At 69.3% G+C, this 25,106-nt stretch carries 23 protein-coding genes; 18 read left to right on the top strand and 5 right to left on the bottom strand.

Annotated features, from left to right (window positions below; translation table 11 throughout):
• The first annotated feature begins 5 nt into the window (after nt 1-5).
• From ACIA77_RS42920 to ACIA77_RS42895, 6 genes are read left to right on the top strand one after another with little or no spacing between them, the layout of a single operon-like run.
• Nucleotides 6-1,547 (top strand): sugar ABC transporter ATP-binding protein, encoded by a 1,542-nt coding sequence (locus ACIA77_RS42920; RefSeq protein ID WP_395891913.1) that lies wholly within the window; start codon nt 6-8, stop codon nt 1,545-1,547.
• A complete protein-coding gene (locus tag ACIA77_RS42915; RefSeq protein WP_395891912.1) occupies nt 1,544-2,551 on the top strand; it encodes an ABC transporter permease in 1,008 nt (335 codons plus the stop codon). The genes ACIA77_RS42920 and ACIA77_RS42915 overlap by 4 nt, the downstream gene beginning before the upstream one ends.
• Before the next feature lie 43 nt (nt 2,552-2,594).
• Nucleotides 2,595-3,392, top strand: coding sequence for a DeoR/GlpR family DNA-binding transcription regulator (locus tag ACIA77_RS42910; protein ID WP_395891911.1), 798 nt, complete (start codon nt 2,595-2,597; stop codon nt 3,390-3,392).
• On the top strand, nt 3,389-4,840 hold the full coding sequence (locus tag ACIA77_RS42905; RefSeq protein ID WP_395891910.1) for an FGGY family carbohydrate kinase: 1,452 nt from the start codon (nt 3,389-3,391) through the stop codon (nt 4,838-4,840). The genes ACIA77_RS42910 and ACIA77_RS42905 overlap by 4 nt, the downstream gene beginning before the upstream one ends.
• Nucleotides 4,840-6,249, top strand: coding sequence for an NAD(P)/FAD-dependent oxidoreductase (locus ACIA77_RS42900; protein WP_395891909.1), 1,410 nt, complete (start codon nt 4,840-4,842; stop codon nt 6,247-6,249). The genes ACIA77_RS42905 and ACIA77_RS42900 overlap by 1 nt, the downstream gene beginning before the upstream one ends.
• A complete protein-coding gene (locus ACIA77_RS42895) occupies nt 6,246-7,502 on the top strand; it encodes an NAD(P)/FAD-dependent oxidoreductase (RefSeq protein ID WP_395891908.1) in 1,257 nt (418 codons plus the stop codon). The genes ACIA77_RS42900 and ACIA77_RS42895 overlap by 4 nt, the downstream gene beginning before the upstream one ends.
• 361 nt (nt 7,503-7,863) lie before the next feature.
• On the opposite strand, the gene ACIA77_RS42890 is transcribed toward ACIA77_RS42895, so the two are convergent.
• The 3 genes from ACIA77_RS42890 to ACIA77_RS42880 all read right to left on the bottom strand — a co-directional run bounded on the left by ACIA77_RS42890 (nt 7,864) and on the right by ACIA77_RS42880 (nt 10,748).
• A complete protein-coding gene (locus ACIA77_RS42890) occupies nt 7,864-8,784 on the bottom strand; it encodes an NADP-dependent oxidoreductase (protein WP_395891907.1) in 921 nt (306 codons plus the stop codon).
• A 56-nt stretch (nt 8,785-8,840) separates the two neighbouring features.
• Complete coding sequence (locus ACIA77_RS42885; protein WP_395891906.1) at nt 8,841-9,251, bottom strand: cupin domain-containing protein; 411 nt, start codon at nt 9,249-9,251, stop codon at nt 8,841-8,843.
• 81 nt (nt 9,252-9,332) lie between these two features.
• Entirely contained in the window at nt 9,333-10,748 is a 1,416-nt protein-coding gene (locus ACIA77_RS42880; RefSeq protein ID WP_395891905.1) for a PLP-dependent aminotransferase family protein, read from the bottom strand.
• 324 nt (nt 10,749-11,072) lie between these two features.
• On the opposite strand from ACIA77_RS42880, the gene ACIA77_RS42875 reads away from it, so the two are divergent.
• From ACIA77_RS42875 to ACIA77_RS42865, 3 genes are all read left to right on the top strand, one after another.
• Nucleotides 11,073-11,294 carry a hypothetical protein gene (locus ACIA77_RS42875; protein ID WP_395891904.1) on the top strand — a complete coding sequence of 74 codons (222 nt, stop codon included), beginning with the start codon at nt 11,073-11,075 and terminating at the stop codon, nt 11,292-11,294.
• A gap of 285 nt (nt 11,295-11,579) precedes the next feature.
• Entirely contained in the window at nt 11,580-11,921 is a 342-nt protein-coding gene (locus ACIA77_RS42870; RefSeq protein WP_395891903.1) for a hypothetical protein, read from the top strand.
• Nucleotides 11,922-12,283: 362 nt separating this feature from the next.
• Nucleotides 12,284-12,643 carry an MmcQ/YjbR family DNA-binding protein gene (locus ACIA77_RS42865; protein ID WP_395891902.1) on the top strand — a complete coding sequence of 120 codons (360 nt, stop codon included), beginning with the start codon at nt 12,284-12,286 and terminating at the stop codon, nt 12,641-12,643.
• A 486-nt stretch (nt 12,644-13,129) separates the two neighbouring features.
• On the opposite strand, the gene ACIA77_RS42860 is transcribed toward ACIA77_RS42865, so the two are convergent.
• Complete coding sequence (locus ACIA77_RS42860) at nt 13,130-13,240, bottom strand: nitroreductase/quinone reductase family protein (RefSeq protein ID WP_395891901.1); 111 nt, start codon at nt 13,238-13,240, stop codon at nt 13,130-13,132.
• Between the two features lie 263 nt (nt 13,241-13,503).
• On the opposite strand from ACIA77_RS42860, the gene ACIA77_RS42855 reads away from it, so the two are divergent.
• From ACIA77_RS42855 to ACIA77_RS42820, 8 genes are all read left to right on the top strand, one after another.
• Entirely contained in the window at nt 13,504-14,283 is a 780-nt protein-coding gene (locus ACIA77_RS42855; protein ID WP_395891900.1) for an alpha/beta fold hydrolase, read from the top strand.
• Nucleotides 14,284-14,563: 280 nt separating this feature from the next.
• Entirely contained in the window at nt 14,564-15,085 is a 522-nt protein-coding gene (locus ACIA77_RS42850; RefSeq protein ID WP_395891899.1) for a cupin domain-containing protein, read from the top strand.
• Nucleotides 15,086-15,204: 119 nt separating this feature from the next.
• On the top strand, nt 15,205-15,729 hold the full coding sequence (locus ACIA77_RS42845; RefSeq protein WP_395891973.1) for a general stress protein: 525 nt from the start codon (nt 15,205-15,207) through the stop codon (nt 15,727-15,729).
• Nucleotides 15,730-15,940: 211 nt separating this feature from the next.
• A complete protein-coding gene (locus ACIA77_RS42840) occupies nt 15,941-16,198 on the top strand; it encodes a hypothetical protein (protein ID WP_395891898.1) in 258 nt (85 codons plus the stop codon).
• Nucleotides 16,192-17,430, top strand: a complete 1,239-nt coding sequence (locus tag ACIA77_RS42835) for a Rieske 2Fe-2S domain-containing protein (RefSeq protein ID WP_395891897.1) — start codon at nt 16,192-16,194, stop codon at nt 17,428-17,430. The genes ACIA77_RS42840 and ACIA77_RS42835 overlap by 7 nt, the downstream gene beginning before the upstream one ends.
• Nucleotides 17,431-17,515: 85 nt before the next feature.
• The gene (locus ACIA77_RS42830) at nt 17,516-18,475 is read left to right on the top strand and encodes a PDR/VanB family oxidoreductase (protein ID WP_395891896.1); all 960 of its coding nucleotides are present in this window, start codon (nt 17,516-17,518) and stop codon (nt 18,473-18,475) included.
• A 139-nt stretch (nt 18,476-18,614) separates the two neighbouring features.
• The gene (locus ACIA77_RS42825; protein WP_395891895.1) at nt 18,615-19,877 is read left to right on the top strand and encodes a GAF domain-containing protein; all 1,263 of its coding nucleotides are present in this window, start codon (nt 18,615-18,617) and stop codon (nt 19,875-19,877) included.
• 29 nt (nt 19,878-19,906) lie between these two features.
• On the top strand, nt 19,907-20,545 hold the full coding sequence (locus tag ACIA77_RS42820) for a response regulator (protein WP_395891894.1): 639 nt from the start codon (nt 19,907-19,909) through the stop codon (nt 20,543-20,545).
• A gap of 711 nt (nt 20,546-21,256) precedes the next feature.
• On the opposite strand, the gene ACIA77_RS42815 is transcribed toward ACIA77_RS42820, so the two are convergent.
• Nucleotides 21,257-21,745: a hypothetical protein gene (locus ACIA77_RS42815; RefSeq protein ID WP_395891893.1), complete on the bottom strand. Its 489-nt coding sequence runs from the start codon at nt 21,743-21,745 to the stop codon at nt 21,257-21,259.
• Nucleotides 21,746-22,599: 854 nt separating this feature from the next.
• Between ACIA77_RS42815 and ACIA77_RS42810 the strand changes: the two genes are divergently transcribed.
• Nucleotides 22,600-24,861 carry a M4 family metallopeptidase gene (locus ACIA77_RS42810; protein WP_395891972.1) on the top strand — a complete coding sequence of 754 codons (2,262 nt, stop codon included), beginning with the start codon at nt 22,600-22,602 and terminating at the stop codon, nt 24,859-24,861.
• The last annotated feature ends 245 nt before the right edge of the window (nt 24,862-25,106 follow it).

The raw sequence follows: 25,106 nt of genomic DNA, 5'->3' as shown, positions 1-25,106 counted from the left end.
ACCCGATGACGCTCACCATTCGAGGCCTGGTCAAGGGATACGGCGCGGCCACCGTCCTCAAGGGGGTCGATCTCGACATCGCCCCCGGCGAGGTGCACGCGCTGCTCGGCCCCAACGGCGCCGGCAAGTCCACCTTGATCAAGTGCATCGGCGGAGTGGTGACCCCGGACGCGGGTGAGCTGGCGCTCGACGGCGAGCCGCTGGGCCAGCTCACCCCGCACCGGGCCTTCGCCGCCGGCATCGCCACCATCCACCAGCACCTCTCGCTGATCGACGTGCTGTCGGTGAGCGACAACCTGTTCCTCGGCCAGGAGAAGACCGTCGCCGGGGTCCTCGACCGGGCCGGCCAGCGGCGGGTCACCGCCGAGTTGCTCGACCGGTTCGGCCTCGACGTGGCGCCGGGGACGAAGGTCGGCGGGCTGCCGATGGGCACCAAACAGCTTCTGGAGATAGCGAAGGCGTGGCACCGCACCGACGTGCGGGTGCTGATCCTCGACGAGCCCACGGCGTCGCTGTCGGAGAGCGAAACCGAACGCCTCTTCGCCGAGATCGCCAAGATGAAGAGCGGCGGGGCGCGCATCGTCTACACCACGCACCGCCTCGGCGAGGTCTTCCGCATCGCCGACCGGGTCACGGTCCTTCGCGACGGCGTCCTCGCCCTGCGCGAGAAGGTCGCCGATGTGGCACCCGAGCGGATCGTCGAGGTGATCTCCGGCGGCACCGGCGCGCCGACGGCACCGGCCGAGCCCGCCGACCTCGGCCCGGTCCGGCTGCGGCTGCGGGGCCTGGCCGGGCTGCGGTTCGGGCCGATCGATCTCGACGTGCGCTCCGGCGAGATCCTCGGGCTCTACGGTGTTCTCGGCTCCGGCCGCACGTCGCTTTTGGAGACGCTCGCCGGCCGCTACCGGGCCGCCCGCGGCACCGCTGAGGTCGACGACGAGCTGTCGGCGCCGCGCACCCCGGCGGGCGCGGTGCGGCGCGGAATCGCGCTCGTCCCGTCGGATCGGCTCCGCCAGGCGCTGTGGCCGACCCGCAACGCGGCGGACAACCTGCTGCTCCCGTCGTACCGGCGGCTCGCGCGGCTTGGTCTGCGCCGGCCCGGTGGTGAGCGGCGACTGTTCGCCGAGACCGCCCGGCAGGTCGACCTTCAGCCGCCCGACGGCGGCCGCAAGGGTGGCCAGTTCTCCGGCGGGAACCAGCAGAAGCTCGTTCTCGGACGCTGGCTCGCGCGGGCCGGGGAACTCGGTGTGCTGCTGCTCGACGAGCCGACGCAGGGAGTCGACGTCGGGGCCCGGCGGCAGATCTACCAGGTGTGCCGGGAGCTGGCCGCCCGCGGTCTCGCGGTGGTCTTCGCTTCTTCGGATGCCCAGGAGGTCGCCGTGCTCGCACACCGCGCGGTCGTGATGGACCGCGGGCGGCTGACCACCGAGCTGATCGGCGAGGACATCACCGAATCCGCCTTGCTCGCCGAAGCCCACCAGTTCACCGGTGTCACCACTGACCTGCCCGACGACGCCGCAGTCACCCTCCCGGAGGTACGCCCATGACGACGGCAACCGCCAACCCGGAGGTGAGCACCACCCGGCGTACGCCGGTGCTGGAGCTCGTCCTGCGGTCGGCACTGCTGATCGGCCTGCTCGTGTTGATCGGCTTCTTCACCAGCCGGTCGGACCTGTTCCTCACCGTGGGGAACATCAAGAACATCGCGCTGTCGGGCGCAGTGCTGCTCATCGTCGCGGTGCCGCAGGCGGTGCTCGTGATCATGGGCTACGTGGACCTCTCGGTGGGATCGGCGGTCGGGTTGTCCGGGGTGGTCACCGGGCTGCTCATCGTCGACCACCACCTGAACTGGGGGCTGGCCGTGCTCGCCGGGCTCGTGGTCGGCGCCGTGGGCGGTCTGGTCAACGGGGTGCTCGTGTCCTACACCCGGCTCAGCCCGATCATCGTCACGCTCGGTACCCTGCAGCTGTACCGGGGGATCGCGCAGTTCCTGCGCTCGGACCCGCCGGCCGACTTCGGCTCGGGGATGTCGCTGCTGGGCCGTGGTCTCTACGCCGGTATCCCCGTCCCGGTGTGGATCGCGTTCATCGTGTTCGCGCTCGGCGCGCTGTTCCTCTACGGCACGCCCGCCGGCCGCCAGGTCTACGCGATCGGAGTCAACCCGGAGGCGGCGTTCCTGTCCGGGGTTGCGACAAAACGGTTGCCGCTGCTGGTGTTCGTGGTCACCGGCCTCGCCGCCGGCCTCGGCGGGGTGCTCTTCGCGGCGCGGCTCGACTCCGCCCCGCCGAGCACACTCGGTGCCAACTTCGAGCTGCAGGTGCTCACCGCCGTACTGCTGGGCGGGGTCGCGTTCAGCGGCGGCCGGGGGACGATGCTCGGCGTCCTGCTCGGGGTGGTCTTCCTCGGCGTGCTCAACAACGGTATGACCTTGATGAACGTGCCGTACTTCGCACAGGCCATCGCGACCGGCGCGGCTCTCGTGGTCGCGGCCGGTCTGGACGAGCTCGGGCAGCGGGCCGGCGCCCTGCGCCGGGTGCTCCGGAGAACGTGATCGGCTTGGCTCGCTCGTGCAGTTGAGAAAGGTAGGGGGAAACGTGCTTCCCGACGAACGCCGCAGGCGGATCCTGGTGCTGTTGAACAGCAGCGAGGTGCTCCGGCCCGCGGACATGGCGGTCCAGCTCGACGTGTCGCCGGAGACCATCCGGCGCGATCTCGTGCTACTGGAACGCGAAGGTGCCATCCGCCGCGTCTACGGGGGTGCGGCCAAGGCCAAGAACCTGTCCCGCAGCGCCGAGCCCGGCCGCGTGGAGCGCGAGAACATCGAGCGCGAGGCCAAGGCGGAGATCGCCGAGGTGGTCGCCTCGATCGTCGGTGACGACGACACGGTGTTCCTCGACGTGGGCACCACCGTGCTCGCCGCCGCCCGCGCTCTGCCCGATTCGTTCCGCGGCCGCGTGGTCACCAACAACCTCGGCGCGGTCCTGGCGATGGCCGGCCGGGACGCGGTGAACCTTCACCTCGTGGGCGGCCGCGTCCGGCACGACGAGCTGACGTCCTCGGGGCCCGACGCCGAGGACCAGGTGAGCAACTTCTTCGCCGACAAGGCGTTCCTGGGCTCCGGCGGGGTCCACGTGACCGGCGGGCTCACCGACTACCACCTCGACGAGATCGCTGTCCGGCACCGGATGATCAGCAACGCGGCCGAGGTCTACGTGCTGGCGGACGGAAGCAAGCTCGGGCACGTCGCGCTGCGCAAGGTCTGCGGGCTCGACCGCATCACGGCACTGATCACCGACTCGGCCGCGGACCCCGAGATGGTCGCGCAGCTGCGCGACGCGGGCCTGACCGTCGTGCAGCCGCCCGTGGCCGGAACCGAGGACGCGGCCTCATGACCTCCGCTGTGCTGGCCATCGACCAGGGCACCTCGGCGACCAAAGCCCTCGTGGTCGCCGAGGACGGCACCGTGCTGGCGGAGGTCGACCGGCCGCTGTGCGTGCGGACGCCCGAACCGGGGGCGGTGGAGGTCGATCCGGGCGAGCTGCTGGCGTCGGTTCTCGATGCCGGTCGCGCGGCCGTCGCGGCGGCCGGGGTCGGCGCCGGGGTCGTCGGGCTGGCCAACCAGGGCGAGACAGTGCTGGCGTGGGACCCCGCGACGGGAGAAGCCCTCTCGCAGTGTGTGGTGTGGCAGGACCGCCGGGCCGTCGAGGTGTGCGAGTCCCTGCGCGACGTCGCCGCCCGGCTCGGCGAGATCAGCGGCCTGCCGCTCGACCCGTACTTCTCCGCGCCGAAGATGCGCTGGCTGCGGGAGCGCGTCGGAGCCGGGGGAGTGGTCACCACCACCGACACGTGGCTGCTGCACCGGCTCACCGGCGAGTTCGTCACCGACGTCGCGACCGCGTCGCGCAGCATGGTGCTCGACCTCGAGTCCGGCACCTGGTCGGACGAGGCCTGGGAGCTGTTCGGGCTGACCGAGCGCCGGCCGCGGCTGGCCGGCAACGACGAAGTGGTCGGCACCACCAGCGCGTTCGGTACCGAGGCTCCGGTCGCCGGAGTGATCGTGGACCAGCAGGCCGCGCTCTGGGCGCAGCGCTGCCGGGAACGGGGCGAGGCGAAGTGCACCTACGGCACCGGAGCCTTCCTGCTCGTCAACACCGGTGACCGGCCGCAGCGCAGCGACGCCGGGCTGACCCCGTCGGTCGCGTGGCAGATCGCCGGACAGCGGCGCTGGTGCCTCGACGGGCAGGTGTACACCGTGGGCAAGGCAGTGTCCTGGCTGCGCGACGTCGGCCTGCTCGGCCCGGCCGGCGAGCTCGACGAGCTGGCGTCCACGGTGAGCGACACGGCCGGGGTGGTTTTCGTGCCGTCGCTCGCCGGGCTGGCCGCGCCGCACTGGCAGCCGGGTGCGACCGGCGGCTTCCTGGGACTGAACCTGGCGGCGACTCGGGCGCACCTCGCCCGCGCGGTCTGCGTGGGGATCGCCGCGCAAATCGTGGACCTCGTCGATGCCGCGGCGGCGGACCTCGGCGGCACGGCGCCCAGGCTTCGGCTCGACGGCGGGCTCACCCGGTCGCGGACCCTGGTGCAGCTGCAGGCCGACCTGCTGCAAGCGCCGGTGGAGGTGGCTGCCGCCCCGCACGCGACCGCGCTCGGCGTCGCCGACTTGGCGCTGCGCGGTGCCACCGGCCGCGCGTTGCCCGACCCACGGCCGAGCACGGTCGTCGAGCCGAGCCGCCCGCCCGCCTGGGCCGCCGAGCAGTTGGGCCGCTGGCGGTCCGCGCTGGCGGCGACCCGGCAGTTCAGCGGCGAAGGCCGCGCGTTTCCCGGAAGGGCTGATTCCTGATGCCAGTGCCCGAGTACGACCTGGCCGTGATCGGAGCCGGTGTGGTCGGCTCCGCGCTGGCGCGCGAGTTCACCCTGCGAGGCCGGTCCGTAGCGCTGGTGGACGCGCGCTCCGACGTCGGGGACGTGACCAGCAAGGCCAACACCGCGATCCTGCACACCGGCTTCGACGCGGCGCCCGGCACCACCGAGTCGCGGCTCGTCGCTCGGGGGTACCGGCTGCTGTCCGACTACGCCGCCAAGGCGGGTATCCCGGTCGAGCCGCTGGGCGCCCTGCTGGTCGCTTGGGACGACGAGCAGCTGGCGGCACTGCCGGGGCTGGCTGAGAAGGCCGCGGCCAACGGGTACCACGAGACCCGGGTGCTGGATCCCGCTGAGCTGGCCCGGCGCGAGCCCCACCTCGGCCCGGGCGCGTTGGGTGCCCTGGAGGTGCCGGGGGAGTCCATCATCTGCCCGTGGACGACCACGCTGGCGTTCGCGACGGAGGCGGTGCGCCACGGTGCGGAACTGCTGCTCGGCCGTACCGTGACCGGCGCCGTGCCGGCGCCGGACCACACGGTGCTGCACACCGGCCGGGGACCGGTCCGGGCCCGGTACGTGATCAACGCCGCCGGCCTCGGCAGCGATCACGTGCACGCGATGTTCGGGCACGACTCGTTCACGATCACCCCCCGGCGGGGCCAGCTCATCGTGTTCGACAAGCTGGCGCGGTCGCTGGTGAACCACATCCTGCTGCCGGTACCGACGAAGATGGGCAAGGGCGTGCTGGTGAGCCCGACCGTCTACGGCAACGTGATGCTCGGCCCCACTGCGGAGGACCTCACCGACCGGTCGGCCACCGAGTCCACGGAGGACGGACTGGCCATGTTGCGGGAGAAGGGAAACCGGATCGTCCCAGCGCTGCTGCGCGAGGAGGTCACCACCATCTACGCCGGCCTGCGGGCGGCGACGGAGTTCAGCGACTACCAGATCTCGTTCCACCGCGATCAGCGGTACGTGTGCGTGGGTGGGATCCGGTCGACGGGGCTCACCTCGTCGCTCGCGATCGCCGAGTACGTCGCGGCGGAGCTGGCGGATTGGCCGGGTGAGGTGCTGCCGGGGCCGCGTGCGGACGTCGTCCCGCCACAGCTGCCGTACCTCGGCCAGGTGGACGTACGGCCGGCCGCGGACGCCGAGTTGATCGCGAAGGATCCCGCCTACGGCGAGATCGTCTGCTTCTGCGAACGCGTCAGCCGCGGTGAGATCCGCGATGCCCTGCGCAGCGAAATTGTGCCATCCACTGTGGAGGGACTGCGACGCCGCACTCGGGCCGGAATGGGCCGGTGTCAGGGCTTCTACTGTGGCGCGGTGGTTTCGCGCATGGTCGACGAGGGCGCAGATGTGCCCGTGAAGGCGGAGGCCGCGAAGTGAACGAGCGGGTCAGGCACGATGCCGACGTCGCCGTGATCGGCGGTGGGCCGGCCGGGCTCGCCGCGGCGGTCGCGTTGCGCCAGGCTGGGGTGGAGCGGGTCGAGGTGCTGGAGAGGGAAGCCGTCGCAGGCGGGATTCCGCGGCATTCCGCGCACACCGGTTACGGCCTGCGGGACTTCCGGCGGATCATGACCGGGCCGGCCTACGCCCGGCGGCACGCCGCGCTGGCCGCGGCGGCCGGAGTCACCGTGCGCACCACGACGATGGTCACCGGTTGGTCCGGCGACGGCGGACTGGAGGTGACAGCGCCGGACGGGCTGTCGGTCGTGCACGCCTCTGCGGTGCTGATGGCGACCGGCGCCCGGGAGCGCCCGCGCCCGGCGCGCTGGGTACCCGGCGACCGGGGCCAGGGCGTGTACACCACCGGGCAGTTGCAGCAGACCGTGTACCTCCACGGCCGGCCGGTCGGACGGCGCGCCATCGTGGTGGGTGCCGAGCACGTCGGCTTCTCCGCGATGATGACGTTGCGGCACGCCGGGGTCGAGGTCGCCGCGCTGACCACTGAGCTGCCGCGGCACCAGAGCTACGTGCCGTTCCACCTCGGTGCGCGGTGGATGTTCCGCGTCCCGGTGCTGACGGGCACCCGGGTCGTCGCGGTGCGGGGCAAGCCGCGGCCGGAGGAGGTCGAGTTGGAGCGCGTCGCCGACGGGCACCGGTGGACCGAGGCCTGTGACACCGTCGTGTTCACCGGCGACTGGGTGCCGGACCACGAGCTCGCCCGGACGGCGGGCGTCGGGATGGACCCGCGGACCCTCGGGCCGGTGATCGACGCGACCGGGGCCACCAGCGCGCCGGGGCTTTTCGCAGCCGGCAACCTGTGCCACCCGGTCGAGACCGCAGACGTCGCGGCGCTGTCCGGCCGGCACGCCGGCCGCTCGATCGCGCGGTGGCTGGCCGGTCGCGCGGCGTCGGCGGCCGCCGCGGGGGTCCCGATCGAAGTCGACGGCCCGCTGGCTTGGACCAGTCCGCAGCGCATCTCATCGTCGGCGGACCTCCCGGCGCGCGGCCGGGTGATCCTTCGGCCGAACGTATTCGCCCGCCTGCCACGGGTGCGGGTCAGTCAGGACGGCCGGGTCCTGTGGCAGGGTCGGCTTCCGCAGTTCGTCCCGTCCCGCCCGGCGCTGCTGCCTGCCTCCTGGCTCGCTCGCGTGGACCCTTCGGGCGCTGCGGTGCGGATCGAAGCACTCGTCTGACCATCCGTCCACGGTGGACCTTGGTGGCGGCAGCGAGAACTGGTCGGCAGATGTAGGGGGCGGACCCGCGGGCGGTAGATCGTCACCGCCGCGTGGCACGCGGCCGCATCGGCGTGCCTGCCTCGCCGGTCGAGAGACGGCGGCCTCGATGATCGATCGCAAGCGCCATCGCACGCTCGTTGCGCGGCGGGAAGAGCAGCATCCACCCCTCGGGCAGACCGGGCATCACGCCCGAGCCGGCGGAACTCGCCGCAGCCCCAGGCTGACGACCACGGCCGCGTCAGGCCGGGAGGTTCGCCGGCCGGCCCGCGGCGCCTGAGCCCGGCCGGCGAACCACCCGGCTGCTGTGTCGCCGACGGCCTCAATATCCGTTGACCACGATGATCGTCTTCCCGCCGCCGCGGCGTCCCGATGCCAACGCCACCGGTGCGTCCGCCAACGGGTGCTTCGATCCGACCAGGATGCGCAGGCTTCCCTCGCGGACGAGCTCCGCCAACGCGGCCAGCCGCGCTCGGTCCGGTTCGACGACGAAGAAGATCGCCCGGCCGTCACGGGGCTTGGCCGTCGGCGGTTCGGCGATGGTGACGAGGGTGCCGCCGGCACGAACCAACCCGGTCGAGCGTTCGAGAACCTCTCCGCCGAACACGTCCAGGACCACATCGACTTCGCCGGCTTCTTCCAGCCGTTCGGCTTGCAGATCGACGAAGGTGTCGACGCCGAGGTCGAGTGCGACCTCGCGATTGCCGCCGCGGCCGGTGCCGATCACCCTCGCCCCCGCGGCACGCGCGAGCTGCACGGCGATCGATCCGACGCCGCCCGCGGCGCCGTGGATCAAGACCGTCTGGCCGGGCGCGAGGCGGCCGTGGTCGAACAACGCCTGCCAGGCGGTCAGGCCGGAAATCGACAGGGCCGCACCGACGGTGTGGTCGAGGTCCGCCGGGAGGGGCGCGAGATTGCGGGCCTCCACGGCCGTGAACTCGGCGAGCGATCCGTCTCGCGTCCAGTCGGCGAGCCCGAAGACGCGCTGTCCGACCGTGAGGCCGGTGGTGCCGTAGCCGAGCTCCGTCACGACGCCGGACAACTCGTGCCCGGGCACGCTCGGGGTCCGATCACGACCGGCTCGATCCGTCCACGTGCCCGGCCAGTCGAGTTCGCCAGGGGTGAAGCCGGCCGCGTGCACCCGCACGATGACGTCGTTCTCCGCGGCGTGCGGGTGCGGACGATCGGTCAGGGTCAACCCACCGAGACCGGCGGCACGGTCCTGGACGGTGATGGCTTTCATGTCGGGTCCTTGTCGTGTGCGGGCAGCGTCGGGGGTGTGCTGTGGCGCTGACCGGTTCAACTCGAGTACTGGCGGGCGCTGGGGTGCCGGAGGTGATCGCGCGCCACGATCTCTTCGGGTTCCAGCATGGTGATCATGTCGACGTCAGGGGCGCAGATGCACACCGCCAGGAACCGGCTCCAGGTCGTCGGCTCCAGGTTCGCGACCTGGTAGTGCACGACGTCACCGCCGGGCTCCCAGAACGCTTCGCCGGCGGCGATCTCGCGTGGAGCTTCGCCTTCGAGCTCGAAGAGGATCTTGCCTTCGAGGACGTAACCGAAGACCGGCCCGCTGTGGCGGTGAGGCTGCAGGCCGGCGTCGGCCGGGGGCAGCTCGACGAGCTGGGTCATCGCGTGTGCACCCTCGGGGATGGGCGGCGGGGTGACGCAGAGCAGGTCGGAGACCTTGGTGTTTCCGGCAGCCAACATGTCCGCGAGGCTAGCCGCGTTTCGGCCGGGAACCTGGGGCCACTTGACGGTGGGAAACGGGGACCACTCGGGTGGGGGCGGTCACCGGAGGGCGCGAACCAGCGCGTCGAGTGCGCCTGACCATCCGCTGGGGGAAGGTGCTGCGAACCCGATGACCACGCCGTCGCGGTCCGATGTGGATTCCGGGTGCCGGAAGAGGTCGAGGGGCTCGACCGCCAGGTGTTCGCGGGCAGCTCGGCGGGCGAGCTCGCTCCCGTTTCGGGCGGGTTGTTCGAGGACGACGTGCAGTCCTGCGGGCATCCCGGCCTCCTGCGTGCCCGGCGAGTGCTGCCTGATCGTTTCGACCAGCTGCTGACGTCGCCGGCGGTAGTGTGCGCGCATCGCGCGGATGTGCCGATCGTAGGCTCCCGACTCGATGAAGTCGGTCATCGCCAACTGGTTGACGAACCCGGCGGTCTCCTCGGTTTCCCCTTTCTGCGAGCTGATCACCTCCACCAGGTGGTCGGGGAGGACGAGCCAGCCGAGGCGCAGCCCCGGTGCCAGCGACTTGCTGGCGGTTCCCAGGTAGATCACGTGGTCGTGGTCGAGTCCCTGCAGAGCGCCGACGGGAGAGCGGTCGTAGCGGAACTCGCCGTCGTAATCGTCTTCGATGATCAGGGTTCCCCGCCGTCGTGCCCAGTCGACGACCGCCGCTCGCCGGTCGGAGTGCAGTGCCACGCCGAGGGGGAACTGGTGCGACGGCGTCAGCAGAACCGCCCCCAGGCCGGGCGAGCGGTCGAGCAGCGAGATGTCCGCACCGTCGCTGTCAACCGGGATCGGGACGGCTTCGAGCCCGGCCTTCAGCAATGCCTGGCGCTGGGTCTGGAGGCCGAACTCCTCGACCGCCACTTTCGTCACCCCGGCTTTCGCCAGTCCGGCGACGACGAGCCGCAGGCCTTCGGCGGCCCCGCTGCACACGATGACGTTGTCCGCCCGCGCACGCAGCCCGCGGGCACGGGCCAGATAACGGGCGAGGGTCTCGCGCAGCTCACTGCGGCCGTGCGGATCGGTGTACCCGAAGGCCTCGAACGGTGCAGTGCTGATCGTCCTCTTCACCGCCCGAATCCACTCCTCCCGCGGGAACGACGAGAGGTCCGGGTACCCGGGCCGAAGATCGTGCACCGGTTGCGAGCGCGGTCTGGCCGGCTGTCGTCGCGTCCGTCGGCCCGTGAGTTCCGTCGCGCGTTGCGACACTTCGGTACCGGAACCCCGCAGCGCGGTGAGCCATCCTTCACTGATCAGCTCGGAGTACACGCGCACGACGGTGTTGCGACCGATGCCGAGGTCCGCGGCCAGCACCCGGCTCGAGGGAAGGCGTGTCCCGGGCGCCAGCCGGTCGGCGCGAATCGCTTCCCGGAACGCGTCCATGAGGCCGGCGCGAACGGTGCCGCTGATGTGCCCGAGGTGCAGGTCGAGTCCTGTCGTCCGGGCACCGCGGTCGGCGGTTCGAGCAGTCACGCCGGAGACGATACTGGCGCCTCGCGGCCGTCAGCAGCCTGCGGCACAACGCCCGCGGCTTGTCAGTACCCAACTGGCGCCCGAGAACACCCGAGCGGAGGAACGACCGCAGGTCGGGAGCGAGTGTACGCTGTTCACTTCCGCCCTGGACCGCGGCGGTCGTTCGGTGAATCCCGCATGCGATCGGGGTGACGAGTCGTGGCGATGGACGACGGTCCGCACGATCAGCCGGTAGACGATCGGGCTTGCCGAGGCCCGGAGAGCAGCGATCCGAAGGCCGACTGGCCCACCCGGCACGCTGGTGGTTACCCGCCGGGGTGGCAGGTGCGCTACCTCTGCCGCGTTCGCGGCCCGGCTGGTGGGCGCCGGGCCGGAGCGTTTCCCGAGTGGCAGGAGCGCACCGGCACGATCGCGGGCCGCAGCCTGCGCGACGAGCACACCAGCACCACGTGGGTGCCGGTCCGGCAACGTGACACGGCGCCCGACGCGCCCGTGAACCTGGTCCGCGCCACCGACATCCTCGACGCCGCACCACCCGCCGGCTGACGCCCGAAGCCGCGACGAGACGGATCCGGGTGGTCCTGTCGTGCGATCGGCCTGCCACAGTGGATTCGCCGGTTTCGGCGCGGGAGCGTTCGGCGATCCGCCGGTGGCCGGGCCCGCCTGCTCGGGATTCCGGTGTCGGACACCCTCTACTTCGGACGGTGGTCTGTCCGCTGTTCGGGGGAATCGAGGTGCTTTTGCCGGGTTTCCCGGTAGAGTCGCCTGCCGAGTCTTGTGCCGCCCCGGACCCGGCGGTCGTTCTCCCGGAGTTCATCAGGAGGGGCGGCGATGGCCGACGACGTCGAAATGCGGGCCGCGGTCAAGGCGAGAGCGGTGGACTACCCGGTGGGACGGCACCTGGCCTACCTCGAACGAGAGGCAGACGGCGAGGGGGTGGTGGTCCGCACCGGCGTGGTCGCGGGGTCCTGCGTGGACGCCGACGATCCGGGGAGCGCGTGGGTTCCGCTCGTGGACGCCGGGTCGCCGGAGCCCGCAACGACCCGATTCGTGGCGGTCGCCGATCTCATCGGCGAGCTGACCGATCCCGGCGTGCCCCGGCACCTGGCCGAGGGCCGGCCCGTCCGTCCGCCGCGGCAGCTCTTCCGCACGGGACGGCACCGGCGCGACTGAACCGGTCGTCGCGGCACTGCTTTGGCCGATGCGGTCCTGCGCCATCACTACAAACAGGTCCGACCGAAGGCGACCTGGCGGCGTGCAGCCAAAGCGCGAATACCTCGGGGTTCACAAGTAACTTCTTTTACGACCAACGAGACCAGCCCACGGCCGCGTGCGTGAATGCTCACCGCCGGGTCAGTGCCTCTGCTGTGCGCGCGGCGTCGCGGTCGGGCTCGACGCGTTCGTGGGGGAGGTGAAGGTCGCCAGCCGATCGCTCAACTTCGGCGGCAAGCACGGGTTGGTGGCGCCAGGACGACCGGCGTCCCGCGCGCTGGGCGCGTCCTGGCAGTCTTCGTGTTCGGGTGAGGAGGTGGGTCATGGCGGTGATCGAGGATGTTCGTGCCTTGGGCTCGGAGCTCGAGCGCTCGTATCCGGTTTATGTGCGGGGCCGGCTGAAGTTCCGGGTCAAGCAGATCGTCTATGTGGCGTTCTCCCTCGACGAGGCGGTGATGGGCTTCGCGTTCCCGAAGGAGGAGCGTGCCGCGCTCGTCGCCGGCGAGCCGGGGAAGTTCCGGCTGCCGTCGGAGTCGGACATGCGGTTCAACTGGGTCCACGCGGAACTGGCTGCGCTGGACCCGGCTGAGGCCCGCGAGTTCGTCGTGGACGCGTGGCGGATGGTGGTCCCCCAGAAGGTCTCCCGCGCTTACGACCTCGCCCATCCCGATGGTCCGGGATGACGGCGCCCGACCCGTGGTTGATGACGAGTTCTGCTGGCGCGACTTCGCGCGGGTAGCGAACCCGGCGACCCGGAGAGGCCGGCCGTGCTCGACGACGCCGATGCCGAAGGGCGACCGAGAGATCTGGCGGCCGGCTCAATCCGCCCGAGGACGACGAATAACAGGTCCCCGGCGACCCGCCGAAATCTCGGGTCACCGGGGACACCCACCACCCCGGGCACGGTGCCCTCGGGCAGGCGACATCCTGCCGGTCGGCACGTCAGCGCCGGAAACCCGCCCGGCGCGGCAGCGTTTCGGCCGACGTGCTTGTGGGTGTACCAGCGGGCGATCCCACGCAGCACTGCGATGCGGGACGGGCGGCGTTTCGCGGCCGTTGGTCTCCACCGGGCCGGCGAGACCTGCCGAGTTGATCACAGCGTGGACGACGTCGCTGAACTCCTGACGGGCTTGCCGATCGGCGGCCGACGGGCCGCGCTTTCCTCGCGGTCACATCCGTTCGAGCACCACCACGGGGATCTCGCGGTCGGTCTTCTTCGTGTGCTCGTTGTAGTACGGCCGCACCTGGGCCATCTTGTCCCATAGCAAGATCGACTTCACGCGTGACTCGCAGATATCAAGGTAGGCCGATCGATCACCGAGACGTGCACGACTGCCTGTACTCGTGTCCGGTGTTGGTAAGACGGCACGGTGGATCGACGCCGTCCAGCCGGACGGCAATGCGGCGTCCCGCACATCGCGGTTCAACCGATACGAACAGGAGCCCTGATGTCCAAGTCATGTCGATTAGCGCTTTCTCGACGATTGAGAATCGACTATCAACAATTTAACACTCGACTGGTCAATGACGAGAGTGTTGCTCAATGACACCACGGACTCCGCTGAGTTTCACCGCACAAGGGTCTCAGGGGGACACGACGATCGTCCTCGTCCACGGTCTCGGCGGCCGGCGGGCGCAAAACGCCGCTCTTGCGGACGACCTGAGCAGCGACTCGCGAGTCGTTTCGGTTGATCTCCTCGGGCACGGCGCCTCCCCGGTGGGGCAGGGGGCCCGTGGTATGTCGGCGCAGGTCGAGGCGCTCGGGCAGCTCATCGAAGACCTCGCGCTGACTCGGGTGGCGCTGGTGGGCCACAGCGCGGGTGGGACGACGGCGTTGCGCCTGACGAACCGTTTACCGGGGATCGAGACTCTCACTCTCCTCGATTCGTCGCTCATCGTCAGTGACGCCGTCCGTGGCTGGGCGGATCGGCTGGTGAGCGCACTCGATCGCGACGGCTTTCGCAACGCGGTGAAAGACCACCACCGCGCCGGCCTTGGCGACCGGGCCGGGCCGAGGATCATCGACGAGATCAACGAGGCCGTCGACGCCACCGATCCCGAGGTGGGATCCGCGCTCCTGCGCGACGCCGTGATTTTCGACGCATCTGACGAGATTCGACGAAGTCCGTCACGTCTGTGCTATGTGAACTCCTCCCGGCCGCTCTCCCGTGAGCAGCTCCGCGCGGTGCGACCGGACATCAGCTTCCACCGCATCGAGTGCGCCGGGCACTGGGTCCAGGTGGAGCATCCGCGAAAGGTCGCGGATATCATCCGGCGCCATGTTCACGCCTTCACGGCCGCGCCACTAGTTGATGGCGGGTAACAAGCAGGCGAGGCTCCGTTGCCGGCGTTTCCGCGAACGGTCGAACCCGGTAGCCGCGGCAGGCCACGTGGACGGCAGACCAAGTGGTGACGCTCGGCATTCGAGAGAAGTTGGAAGACTCACGTACGAGTAATTCACTCATTTCTACTTTGCGCCCTCTATGTTCGGGCACCTATTGTTGGAAGCACGGAAATTTTTCGTCGAAACGGAGTCCACTGTGAGTGTTCCAGGCGAGCCCAAATTGACGGTCGTGCCGCCGGGTGGTGGTGAGGCGGTCCGAATGGGCCTGTTCGGGGTGGCGTTCAAACTGTGGAGCCGCGACACCAATGGGTCGGTTTCGGTCGTGGAACATCCGTTTGACGTCGGCGCGATCGTGCCGGCGCACCAGCACAGCCGGGAGGACGAGTACTCGATCGTGCTCGAAGGCGAGATGGGCTTTCGTTCCGGTGACCGCGAGGCGGTCCTCGGGCCTGGCGGGTACATCACCAAACCCCGTGGGGAGATGCACACGATGTGGAACGCCGGCACCACGCCGGCCCGGATCATCGAGATCATCACGCCCGGCGGCTTCGAGCAGTACTTCCACGATCTCGCCGAACTGCTGGCGGAGGGCACGCCGGAGCCCGACACGATCGCGGAGCTGGCTGCCACGTACGGGCTCACCTTCGGCCACCCCGCTTGGCTGGATGATGTTGTTCACCGTTATGGCCTCACCACCGACCCGCGGCAGGTAGTCGATCCAACCCGTGGAGCTGAGTTCTGCGCACGTCGACCACGAGGAGCCAGCGCCGACGACTCGTGACCGGTTACGACGGCCGATCGCGTGCTCAGGCGAAGTAAGGAAGTAAGACGGTCGCGCGACGCGTCGCAAAGGGAATCGACCCGTCAAGACCCTCAGCGCAGTCGAACGAAGCACAGGTGATGATCGTGACCAATCCACTCTCGTCGGGACGGCGAGCGCCGGGACTGCCCAGCCTGCCGACGCCACCGTCGGGGTGGCCGATCGGCTCGTACGGCACCTATGAAGAAGCACAGCGCGCGGTCGAGTACCTGGTCGGCAACGAGTTCACCGTTCAGGACCTGACGATCGTCGGCGTCGACCTCATGCTCGTCGAGCGTGTCATCGGCAGGCTCACCTGGGGCAAAGTGCTGGGCACCGGTGCGCTGTCCGGCGCCTGGTTCGGGCTGTTCGTCGGCCTGCTGCTGGGCCTGTTCGACAACACCGCGGGCTCGACCGCGGCACCGATGGTCGTCGGCCTCGCCGCCGGGGCCCTGTTCGGCGGGGTGTTCGCGGCGCTCGGCTATACCGCCTCGCGCGGGCGCCGCGATTTCTCCTCGGCCAGCCAGCTCGTTGCCGGCCGTTACGACGTCCTGTGCGAGCCGCGTAATGCGGAGAAGGGCCGGGAGTTGCTGGCGAAGCTCGCCGCAGGGGCTCACGGCAGTTGAGCGTGGGCGGCAAGGCCCGTAGCCGCGGTCTTCGAGAAATTGCTCGCCGAGGGCTATGACGATGGTGTGTGGTGCCGGCCGAAGTTCGCGCACCTACGTCAGATGACGTAGACGATACGTCGAATGACTGAGCGACGCCTTGGGCGAAAGAACGATTGTCGGGTCCTCGTGCGTTCCCTAGGTTCGATCCCGTGGTGACGGAAGGAACCTCATGACATCGATCGTCCATTTGCTGGATGGTGCGTGCGTCGCGATCCTCAACGGGTACCGGGACGGGCGGACGAAACCGTCGGAGTTGCGCGTCAGTCCATCCGGGTACGAATCCGTCGCGCGGGTGAAACGCGCCGAAGTGTCCCGGGGAAATCCGCTGGTACTGCTCGACCTCGATGTTGTCGTCGATCACTCGCTCGAAGGCGACAAGACAGCCATCACGTGGGCGGGAACACCGGAACAGGAGTCGCAATGCTGAGCGCCGAGGAAAACGCATATCTCTGCCGCATCGGGCCAGGCACACCGATGGGTGCGCTGCTGCGGCGGTACTGGCTTCCGATCTGCCTCTCCAGCGACGTGGCCGAGCCGGACGGAGATCCCCGGAAGTTCCGCTTGGTCGGCGAGGATTTCGTCGTCTTCCGCGATTCGGCCGGAACCGTCGGAGTGCTGGACGAGAAATGCATGCACCGCGGCGCTTCGCTGGCGATCGGCCGCGTGGAGGACTGCGGTATCCGCTGCCTGTACCACGGGTGGAAGTTCGGGGCGGACGGGTCGATCCAGGAGACGCCGAACCTGCCGGACTCGCGGTTCAGGAGCCGCCTGCGGGCCCCGGCGCACCCGGTGCACGAGGCCGGTCAGATCGTCTGGGTGTACCTGGGCCCGGCGGACAAGCAGCCCCCGCCGCCGAGTTACGTCTGGATGAACGTGCCGCCGGGACACCTCGCGACGACCAAGATGGTGCAGAAGGGCAACTTCATCCAGGGCGTCGAAGGGGAGATCGACTCATCCCACGTGGGCCTGCTCCACCAGACCGAGGTCGCCCTCGCCAGGACGGGCGAATACGACCCGGACGGTATCGGCCGGGACCGTTTCCCGACGACCGACGACGCTCCCGTACTCGAGGTCGAGGACACGAAATTCGGTTTCCACTACGCCGCGATCCGAAAACTCAAGGGTGCCGACGCAGACAAGTCCTACGTTCGGGTCACGCCGTTCATCATGCCGTTCCAGGCGCTGATCCCCCCGATGAACCTGGGCTTCCTCTACGTTCCGATCGATGACACGCACACGTGCACGTACGTGGTGACGGGCGACCCGGCGAAGCCGATCGACAAGGCGGAATGGCTGAAGTGGCGGAGCCTCGAGGATGTGCAAGCGCCGGACTACGTCCTGAGCCCCGCGCAGGATCGGCAGGCCATGGTGGCCGGTACCTCGTTCTCCGGGGTGGCGGGCCTCATTCCCCAGGACGCACTGGTGACCGATTCGATGGAGCCCATCGTCGATCGGTCGAAGGAGCACCTGGTCGCGGCGGACGTCGCGGTGGTGCGAATGCGGCGCCTGCTGATCGACGCGGCGCGCCGGGTTGAGGCCGGCGGCGATCCCGAGGGCCTCGACGGTTCCGTCGACTGGGCCAAATTCACCGCCGGGTCGGGAATCATCGCCCAGGGGGTTCCCTGGCAGACGCTGGTCCCGACGAACGTCACCGATTGATCGAACCGCCGTCGCGCCGGGAGGCCGGCCTTCGCCGGTCGGCCTCCCGAACCGACAACGATGTGGGAGTTGAACCGTGCCTCAGATGGACACGACACGGCGAGAGGCCGAACTCGACCTCGTCGTGCGGAAACGGACTGTCATCGCCAAGGAGGTCGTCGAGCTGGTCCTGTCGAGCCGGTCGGGAGAGGAGCTACCCCCGTGGGATGCCGGTAGCCACGTGGACCTTCTCCTCGATGACGGGCTCGTGCGGCAGTATTCCCTCTGCGGGCGCCCCGCGCGCGACGAGTGGCGAGTTGCGGTGCTCCGCGAGCACGACGGCCGCGGCGGGTCCGCGCACGTCCACGATCGGCTGGTCGAGGGCACCTCCGTGCGCGTTCGGGGGCCGCGGAACAACTTTCCGCTGGTGCCCTCGCCGCGTTACCTGTTCATCGCCGGCGGGATCGGCATCACCCCGATCCTGCCGATGCTCGCTTCGGCTGAAGAGGCCGGCGCCCACTGGCGGCTGCTGTACGGCGGGCGCACTCGTCTGTCGATGGCCTATAGCGAAGAGCTTGCGGAGAAGTATGGTGACAGGGTCGTCATCTGCCCGGAGGACGCGAGCGGCCGGCTCGACCTGGACGAGTGGCTCGGTACGCCGGCTGATGACGTACTCGTTTACTGCTGTGGGCCCGAGTCCTTGCTGCTCGCCGTCGAGGAACGGTGTGCGAGGTGGCGGGCCGGCTCGCTGCGGCTGGAGCGCTTCGTCGCGAAGGCGGTACCCGATTCGACAGACCACTCTTTCTTCGAAGTCGAGCTCGCCCGGACAGGCGGCACGGTGACTGTATCGCCTGGCGAAACCATTCTCGCGGCGGTTGAACGCGCCGGGGTTCGGCCGCCGTATTCCTGCGAGCAGGGTACGTGCGGGACCTGTGAGACGAAGGTGCTTGCCGGAACGCCGGAACATTTCGACTCCCTGCTGACGGACGAGGAACGGGACGAAGGAAAGACGATGATGATCTGTGTCTCTCGGGCGGCGTGTCCCAAGCTCGTGCTCGATTTATGACGTCCGGTAGCGGATCTGCTCTCCTGGGTTCACTGACCTGGGCGTGGTGTCCTTGAAGATCTGATCGACCTCGCAAGGTTGGTCTGCCGCGGGAGGAGATCGGAACTTTGACTCTCATCGACCGTTGTGGTGAGCGACGATGACCGCCGATCGCGATCTTCAGGCAATGTCGCGAGTGGCGGCGGCCCTGGCGAAATCGGGTTCGTTGTCCGACACTCTCGCGGCATTGGCGGGTGAGGTTCGGCGGTCGGCCGGACTTGCAGCCGTTCACATTCGACTCAGCGAAGCAGGTAGGAGCACTCTGCCCATCGGTGCGTTGTCGGGTTTGCCCGGAACCGCCGACGAATTGCGCGATCGGCTCATCCAGTGCCGGGCGCTCGGCGCGGAAATGGTATCCCTCGATGCGATAGCGGAACGTCGGCCCGTCGTCGTATCCCATCGCTGGGAAACCTTTCGCACCGATCCTTCGTGGGCGCCGATCATGTCAATACATCGGGCGATTTCCTGGGAGAGCTTCGTGGCCGCGCCGTTGATCTTGCCCGACGGCGTGCTCGGTTACCTGAGCGCCTTCTACCCGCCCGGTCGCGATCCGGACCCCGACGAGATCTACTTCCTGTCGGCCGTCGCCGACCAGGCTGCGGTCACCATCGACCACGCCGGGATGATCGCCGACAACCGCGCACGCGCGGCGATGGAGGAGCGTCGTAAGTTGGCCAGCGACCTGCACGACTCCATCGTCCAAGAGATGTTCTCGTTGTCGATGCACGCCCGGGCGATCGAGCTCACCAACGAGGCGTCCGGCGCCGGCGCGGTGGCCAAGATCCGTGCCGACGCCGCTCGAGTGGTGGACTTGTCGCAGTCGGTGGTGAAGTCGTTCCGTTCGATGATCGCGGAATTGCGCGTTCCGCAGCCCCCGGAGCGGTCCGTGGTGATGTCGATCCGCGAGTGGGTCGCCGCGACGAGCCGCGACACCGACCTCACGGTGAGGGTCGTCGACGAGGTCGGCGAGATGGACCTGCTTCCCGAACATCGGGAGGAAGTGTGGTACCTCGTTCGTGAGGCGTACCACAACATCATCAAGCACGCCCGGGCGAAGAACGCGGTGATCCGATTCGCGCACCGTCACGAGGAATCTCGAACACTCCTGGTCATCGAGATATCGGATGACGGAGTGGGATTCCCAGAGCGCAGCTCGCTTCCGGGCCACTTGGGTCTGATCTCGATGAGCGAGCGCGCCGAGCGGCTCGGCGGGAAGCTCACCATCGTGACCGGCCCGGGTAGCGGCACCCTCGTGCGTCTCGAGTTCTGCCCCGCCCAGACCGGAAGCAGGTCGAACCCCACTGGCGGTGCCGTCGAGATCGACTGGCAGGAACCGCGCGAAGCGGCGAGTGAGGAACCGTGAACAGGCCACCGGCCGAGCAGATCCGATTGATGCTCGTCGACGACCACGCGGTGGTCAGAGCCGGGCTGCGTTCGTATGCCGACGCGGTTCCCGGTCTGTCGGTGGTGGGGGAGGCCGTTGACGGGGCGGATGCGCTGGAGCGCCTGACGGAGCTCGCGCAGAAGGGCCGGTTACCGGATGTGATCCTGATGGATCTGGTCATTCCGGGTGACGACGGAATTCAGGTCGGCGGTCTGATCACGGCGCGATACCCCACCGTGAAGATCCTGATCATGACCAGCTTCAGCGAGGCGGAAAACGTCCGGCGAGCCATTGCCGCCGGCTTGTCGGGCTACATCCTCAAGGACGCGGGCTCCGACGAGATCGTCGCGGCAGTTCGGGCCGCCACTCGCGGTGAGCTGTATCTGGACTCCGCGGTCACCCGCTGCTTGACCGACCCGGCTGAACGAGGCGGGACCGGCCTCGACGAGCTGACGCCGCGCGAACGTGAAGTGCTGCTCCACATCGCGACGGGGCAGTCCAACCAGCAGATCGCCAAGCACCTGCAGATCAGCGAACGCACAGCCCGCACCCACGTCAGCAACCTGTTCGCCAAGCTGGGGGTCACCTCGCGGACCCAAGCTGCGCTACTCGCCGTCCGCGAGGGCCTGACATCGGAGTCTTCCTGACCTGGCCGGTGGGTCCGTCGGATCGGTTCGGCGTGGGTGCGTTTGCCGGGCCTCACCGGGAATCGGCCAACGTGCGTGACGGGAATTGTGATCCCGCACGCCGCCGGCGACGTACCGATCGAGGTGCGACGGGATCGGGAAAGCACCTTCGAGCGCGCAACTCAGTGAGGTTCCAGAAAGATCGCCAATTAGTAGGCGAAGGACCCCCTCGGTCGGCCAGCGTGATGCGCGGTTCCTGCGCGGCGGCCGCGTGGGCCGGGTGAGGGTCCGCCACTACGAGGACGTCGATGCCCTTGTGCTCGGCGTGACCGGAGACCCGTCCCCGGCCGACGGCGCTCGTGCTCGGCCAGGCCGACCGCCGCGGGCGGGTGCGCGCGGTGGGGCTGACGACACCCCTGTCGCGGCCGGCGCTCGTGTCGCTGGCCGAGCAGCTCCGGCTCGCCGGCGGTAGCCCGCAGCGGCCGTCCGGGATCATCGCCGGCCATCCCGGCCGGGACGACTTCGTGTCCGGCCGGTCGAGCCCGGTGTGGTCGTCGAGGCGAGCGCACCGGGCGTTCGAGCTCGGTCGATACCGGGAACGTTTCGGGCCATTCCCTCGGTCGGCCGCCCTGGGCTTCAACGCTGATCAGCGAATCCGGCTGTGGCAGATGGATCGATGTTGCGTTAGATGCAACAACGCAGAGCGGTTCACCGACCCGGGGCAGTGGCCGTCTACGCCCGGACGGTAGGCCACTGCTTGAGCACGATGAGCGGCGCCGCAGTCGCAGGCCACACTTGCACCCGCACCTGCTCCATGGTTGCGGGGTCTTCGTCGGAATCGATACCCCAACGACTCGCAACTCCCAGGTTCGACTTCGCCACCCGCACCCGCAGCGACCCGGCGGGAACAGCGAAACGCGCCGCGTCGAGTTCAAAATCCGTGCAGCCCATCACCACCAGGCGTCCGGATCGAACCTCCAGGCTGCCCTCGACAACGTGGTCAAAGGCGGTGCTGTCGTCTGCGGGAGCCTCGTGCAACACCTCGACCGCTACCCGCACGAACACGTTCACCACGGTGCCGACAGCAACGGCGTCCCCGGTCACCGCGAGCTGGTTGGCCATCGCCTCCTCCGTCCACACCTCCCCCAGATCGGCTACGGAACCCTCATCGAACACGTGGATCTGGTGGTAGTCCGCGAACAGCTTCAACTCATCCGGCACCCCAGCCATCTTGCCGCAGGCCACCTGCCCCAGCTGACCCGCCAGTGGGCATTGTCTCGCCGCAGTCTCCAGGCCAGATCTGGCGAACACCGCGCGGTTCGAATAAGCGCACCGCGCCGACCTTGTCGACCTGGCCCTGCTGTGCGTCGATCACATCGACTGGCCAGCGGGCACGGCCGAACTGGTAGGCATGCGGGAGTTGAGCACGTGACGGGCCAGGACGCGTCGTGTCCGAGCACCAGTCGTGCCAGTGGTGGCTACGGTAGATGGGACGGCCGTGGTCCGGTGAGAATCCAGGCGCCGGTCGCAGACGCCGCGCCTGGTGGGGGAGCGACGCCGGCATCGGCTCGTGCCGGGCGCGACCGACGGCGGCGCGACCATGCTGGCCCTCACCGCTGCCCCGCCTGCGGAATACATCCGGCCGGATCGCTGGGCATCGTTCGGCGGATCGCTCTGCTCCATCTGGCCCGCGCCGCCGGGAACTCCGCGGCAGCCTTTCGGCGCCAACTGCGACCCCTGGTGAGGCGCACGCGATCGCCGACCCACGGGTCTACATCCAAGGAACGCGCGAAAGGGTCTTCGCCGGCTCCAGGGTCAACCGACGAACGGGTGGCGGCGTCCTCAGTGGACCTGCCCTGCCCGAAAAGTAACGTTAGCCCGTTTTGAGAGATAACGTGTCCTCTCAACAAGACCGTACGTTAGTCGCTTGTTCGCGAAGCCCGGGCGCCGGATTCTGTTTTCCGCTCCAGCGCACCACTTCCCGTTCCCCTGACCACGATCCGGCCTCGAACCCGGGTCTGGTTCACCCTGCCCGGAGGAGATCCCTCGACATGCACCTGAGACGTTCTGCCGTCATGGCGGCGACCGGCGTACTCGTCGGCGCGCTCTGCATCACCAGCACTGCACAGGCGCAAACCACCCCGAACACGACCCCGAACGCCGTGCCGAGCGCCCAGGCCATGGCTGTCAGTGCAGCCGCCGGCCTCGTCGCGAGCCGCCCGTCCGTCCTGCACGCCGGCGCGGACGACGTTTTCGTGCAGCAGAAGGCCATCTCTTCGACCAACGGCCTGCAGTACATCCCGTACGAGCGCACCTACAAGGGCCTGCCCGTCGTGGGCGGTGACTTCGTCGTCGCGACCAACTCGACGGGCCAGGTCCTGGGCACCTCGGTCGCGCAGGACCAGACCATCGACCTCGTGACGACCGCCCCGGCCGTCACGAAGGCCGCGGCCGAGGCCACTGCCCGGCAGCAGCTGTCCTCGGTGGACAGTGTGAGCCCGGCTCAGCAGGTCGTTTACGCGCTCGGCGCGCCGAAGCTGGCGTGGAAGAGCACCGCCGTCGGACGCGACGCCGAGGGCCCGAGCCGGCTCGACGTCATCGTCGACGCGGCCACCGGGAAGGTGCTCCACACCCAGGAGCACGTCCTGAACGGTGACGGCACCAGCGCGTGGAACGGCCCGAACCCGGTGCACCTCGACACCACGCACACGAGTTCGAACTACACGATGAAGGACCCGGCCATCACCAGCACGTCCTGCCAGGACGCGGCCACCAACACCACCTTCAGCGGCCCGGACGACAGCTGGGGCAACGGCAACGCCACCAGCCGTGAGACGGGCTGTGTCGACGCGTTGTTCGCGGCGCAGACCGAGAACAAGATGCTTTCGCAGTGGTTGGGCCGCAACGGCTTCGACGGCAACGGCGGCGGCTGGCCGATCCGCGTCGGCCTGAACGACGAGCAGGCGTACTACGACGGCACCCAGGTCCAGGTCGGCCACAACACGCAGAACCAGTGGATCGGCTCGATCGACGTCGTCGCGCACGAGCACGGCCACGGCATTGACGACCACACACCGGGCGGCATTTCGGGCGCGGGCACGCAGGAATTCGTCGCGGACGTCTTCGGCGCTTCGACCGAGTGGTTCGCGAACGAGCCGGCGCCCTACGACAAGCCCGATTTCCTGGTCGGCGAGCAGGTCAACCTGGTCGGCTCCGGCCCGATCCGCAACATGTACAACCCGTCGGCGCTGGGCGACAAGAACTGTTACGACAGCTCGGTCCCCGGCGGTGAGGTGCACGCGGCCGCCGGCCCGGGCAACCACTGGTTCTACCTGCTGGCCGAAGGCACCAACCCGACCAACGGGCAGCCGACCAGCACGACGTGCAACAACTCCACGGTCACCGGCCTCGGTGTCCAGACCGCGGTGAAGATCTTCTACAACGCGATGCTGCTCAAGACTTCCGGCAGCTCGTACCTGAAGTACCGCACCTGGACCCTGACCGCGGCGAAGAACCTGTTCCCGGGCAGCTGCACCGAGTTCAACACCGTCAAGGCGGCGTGGAACGCGATCTCCGTCCCGGCGCAGTCGGGTGAACCGACGTGCTCGGCGACCGGCACCGTCACCGTGTCCAATCCGGGCAACCAGTCGACCACGACGGGCTCCGCGGTGAACCTGCCGCTGTCGGCCTCGGGCGGCACCGCGCCGTACACCTGGTCGGCCACCGGACTGCCGGCCGGCCTGTCGATCAACGCCTCCACCGGCACGATCTCGGGCACCGCGACCACCGCGGGCTCCTCGACCGTCACGGTGACCGCGAGGGACTCGGCGGGGAGGACCGGCACGGCGTCGTTCACCTGGACCGTCGGCGCCACCGGCGGCTGCTCCGGCCAGAAGCTCCTCAACGGCGGCTTCGAGTCGGGCAGCGCGAACTGGACCGGCACCACCGGCACCATCGGCCAGTGGGCGTCCTCGGGTGAGCCGGCGCACGGCGGCACCTACAGCGCCTACCTCGACGGCTACGGCTCGACGCACACCGAGTCCGTCGCGCAGTCGGTGAGCATCCCGGCCGGCTGCCACGCCACCCTCACGTTCTACCTGCACATCGACACCGCGGAGACGACCACCACGACCGCCTACGACAAGCTGACCGTCACCAACGGCAGCACGACGCTGGGCAACTACTCCAACCTGAACAAGGGCACGGGGTACACCCTCCGGACGATCGACGTCTCGTCGGCCGCCGGCGGCACGCTGGCCCTGAAGTTCACCGGCACCGAGGACAGCTCCCTGCAGACGTCGTTCGTGATCGACGACGCCGCGGTGACGCTGAGCTGAATCGCTTGAAGCCGTTCTGAGGAGGCGGGGAAACCGGGAATCCGGCTTCCCCGCTCCTTCGCGGTGTGCTCGCGACGCTGACCAAGCGCACCGGCTGCTACTCCGCCGTGTTCAGCCATTGCGGGCGCCGGCGGGCCGCGACCCTCGCGGCCCCCCCCCGGATCGGCCGGCTTGTCGACGCGTCGGCGGGGCGAGGTTGGTCCCGCCGGTGTTGTGCGGCGGGACCCGCCCCGGGGGTGGGGGGT

The sequence above is a fragment of the Amycolatopsis sp. NPDC051903 genome (assembly GCF_044452505.1).
GTDB lineage: Bacteria > Actinomycetota > Actinomycetes > Mycobacteriales > Pseudonocardiaceae > Amycolatopsis.
This window is presented reverse-complemented; position numbering and strand designations above follow the sequence as displayed.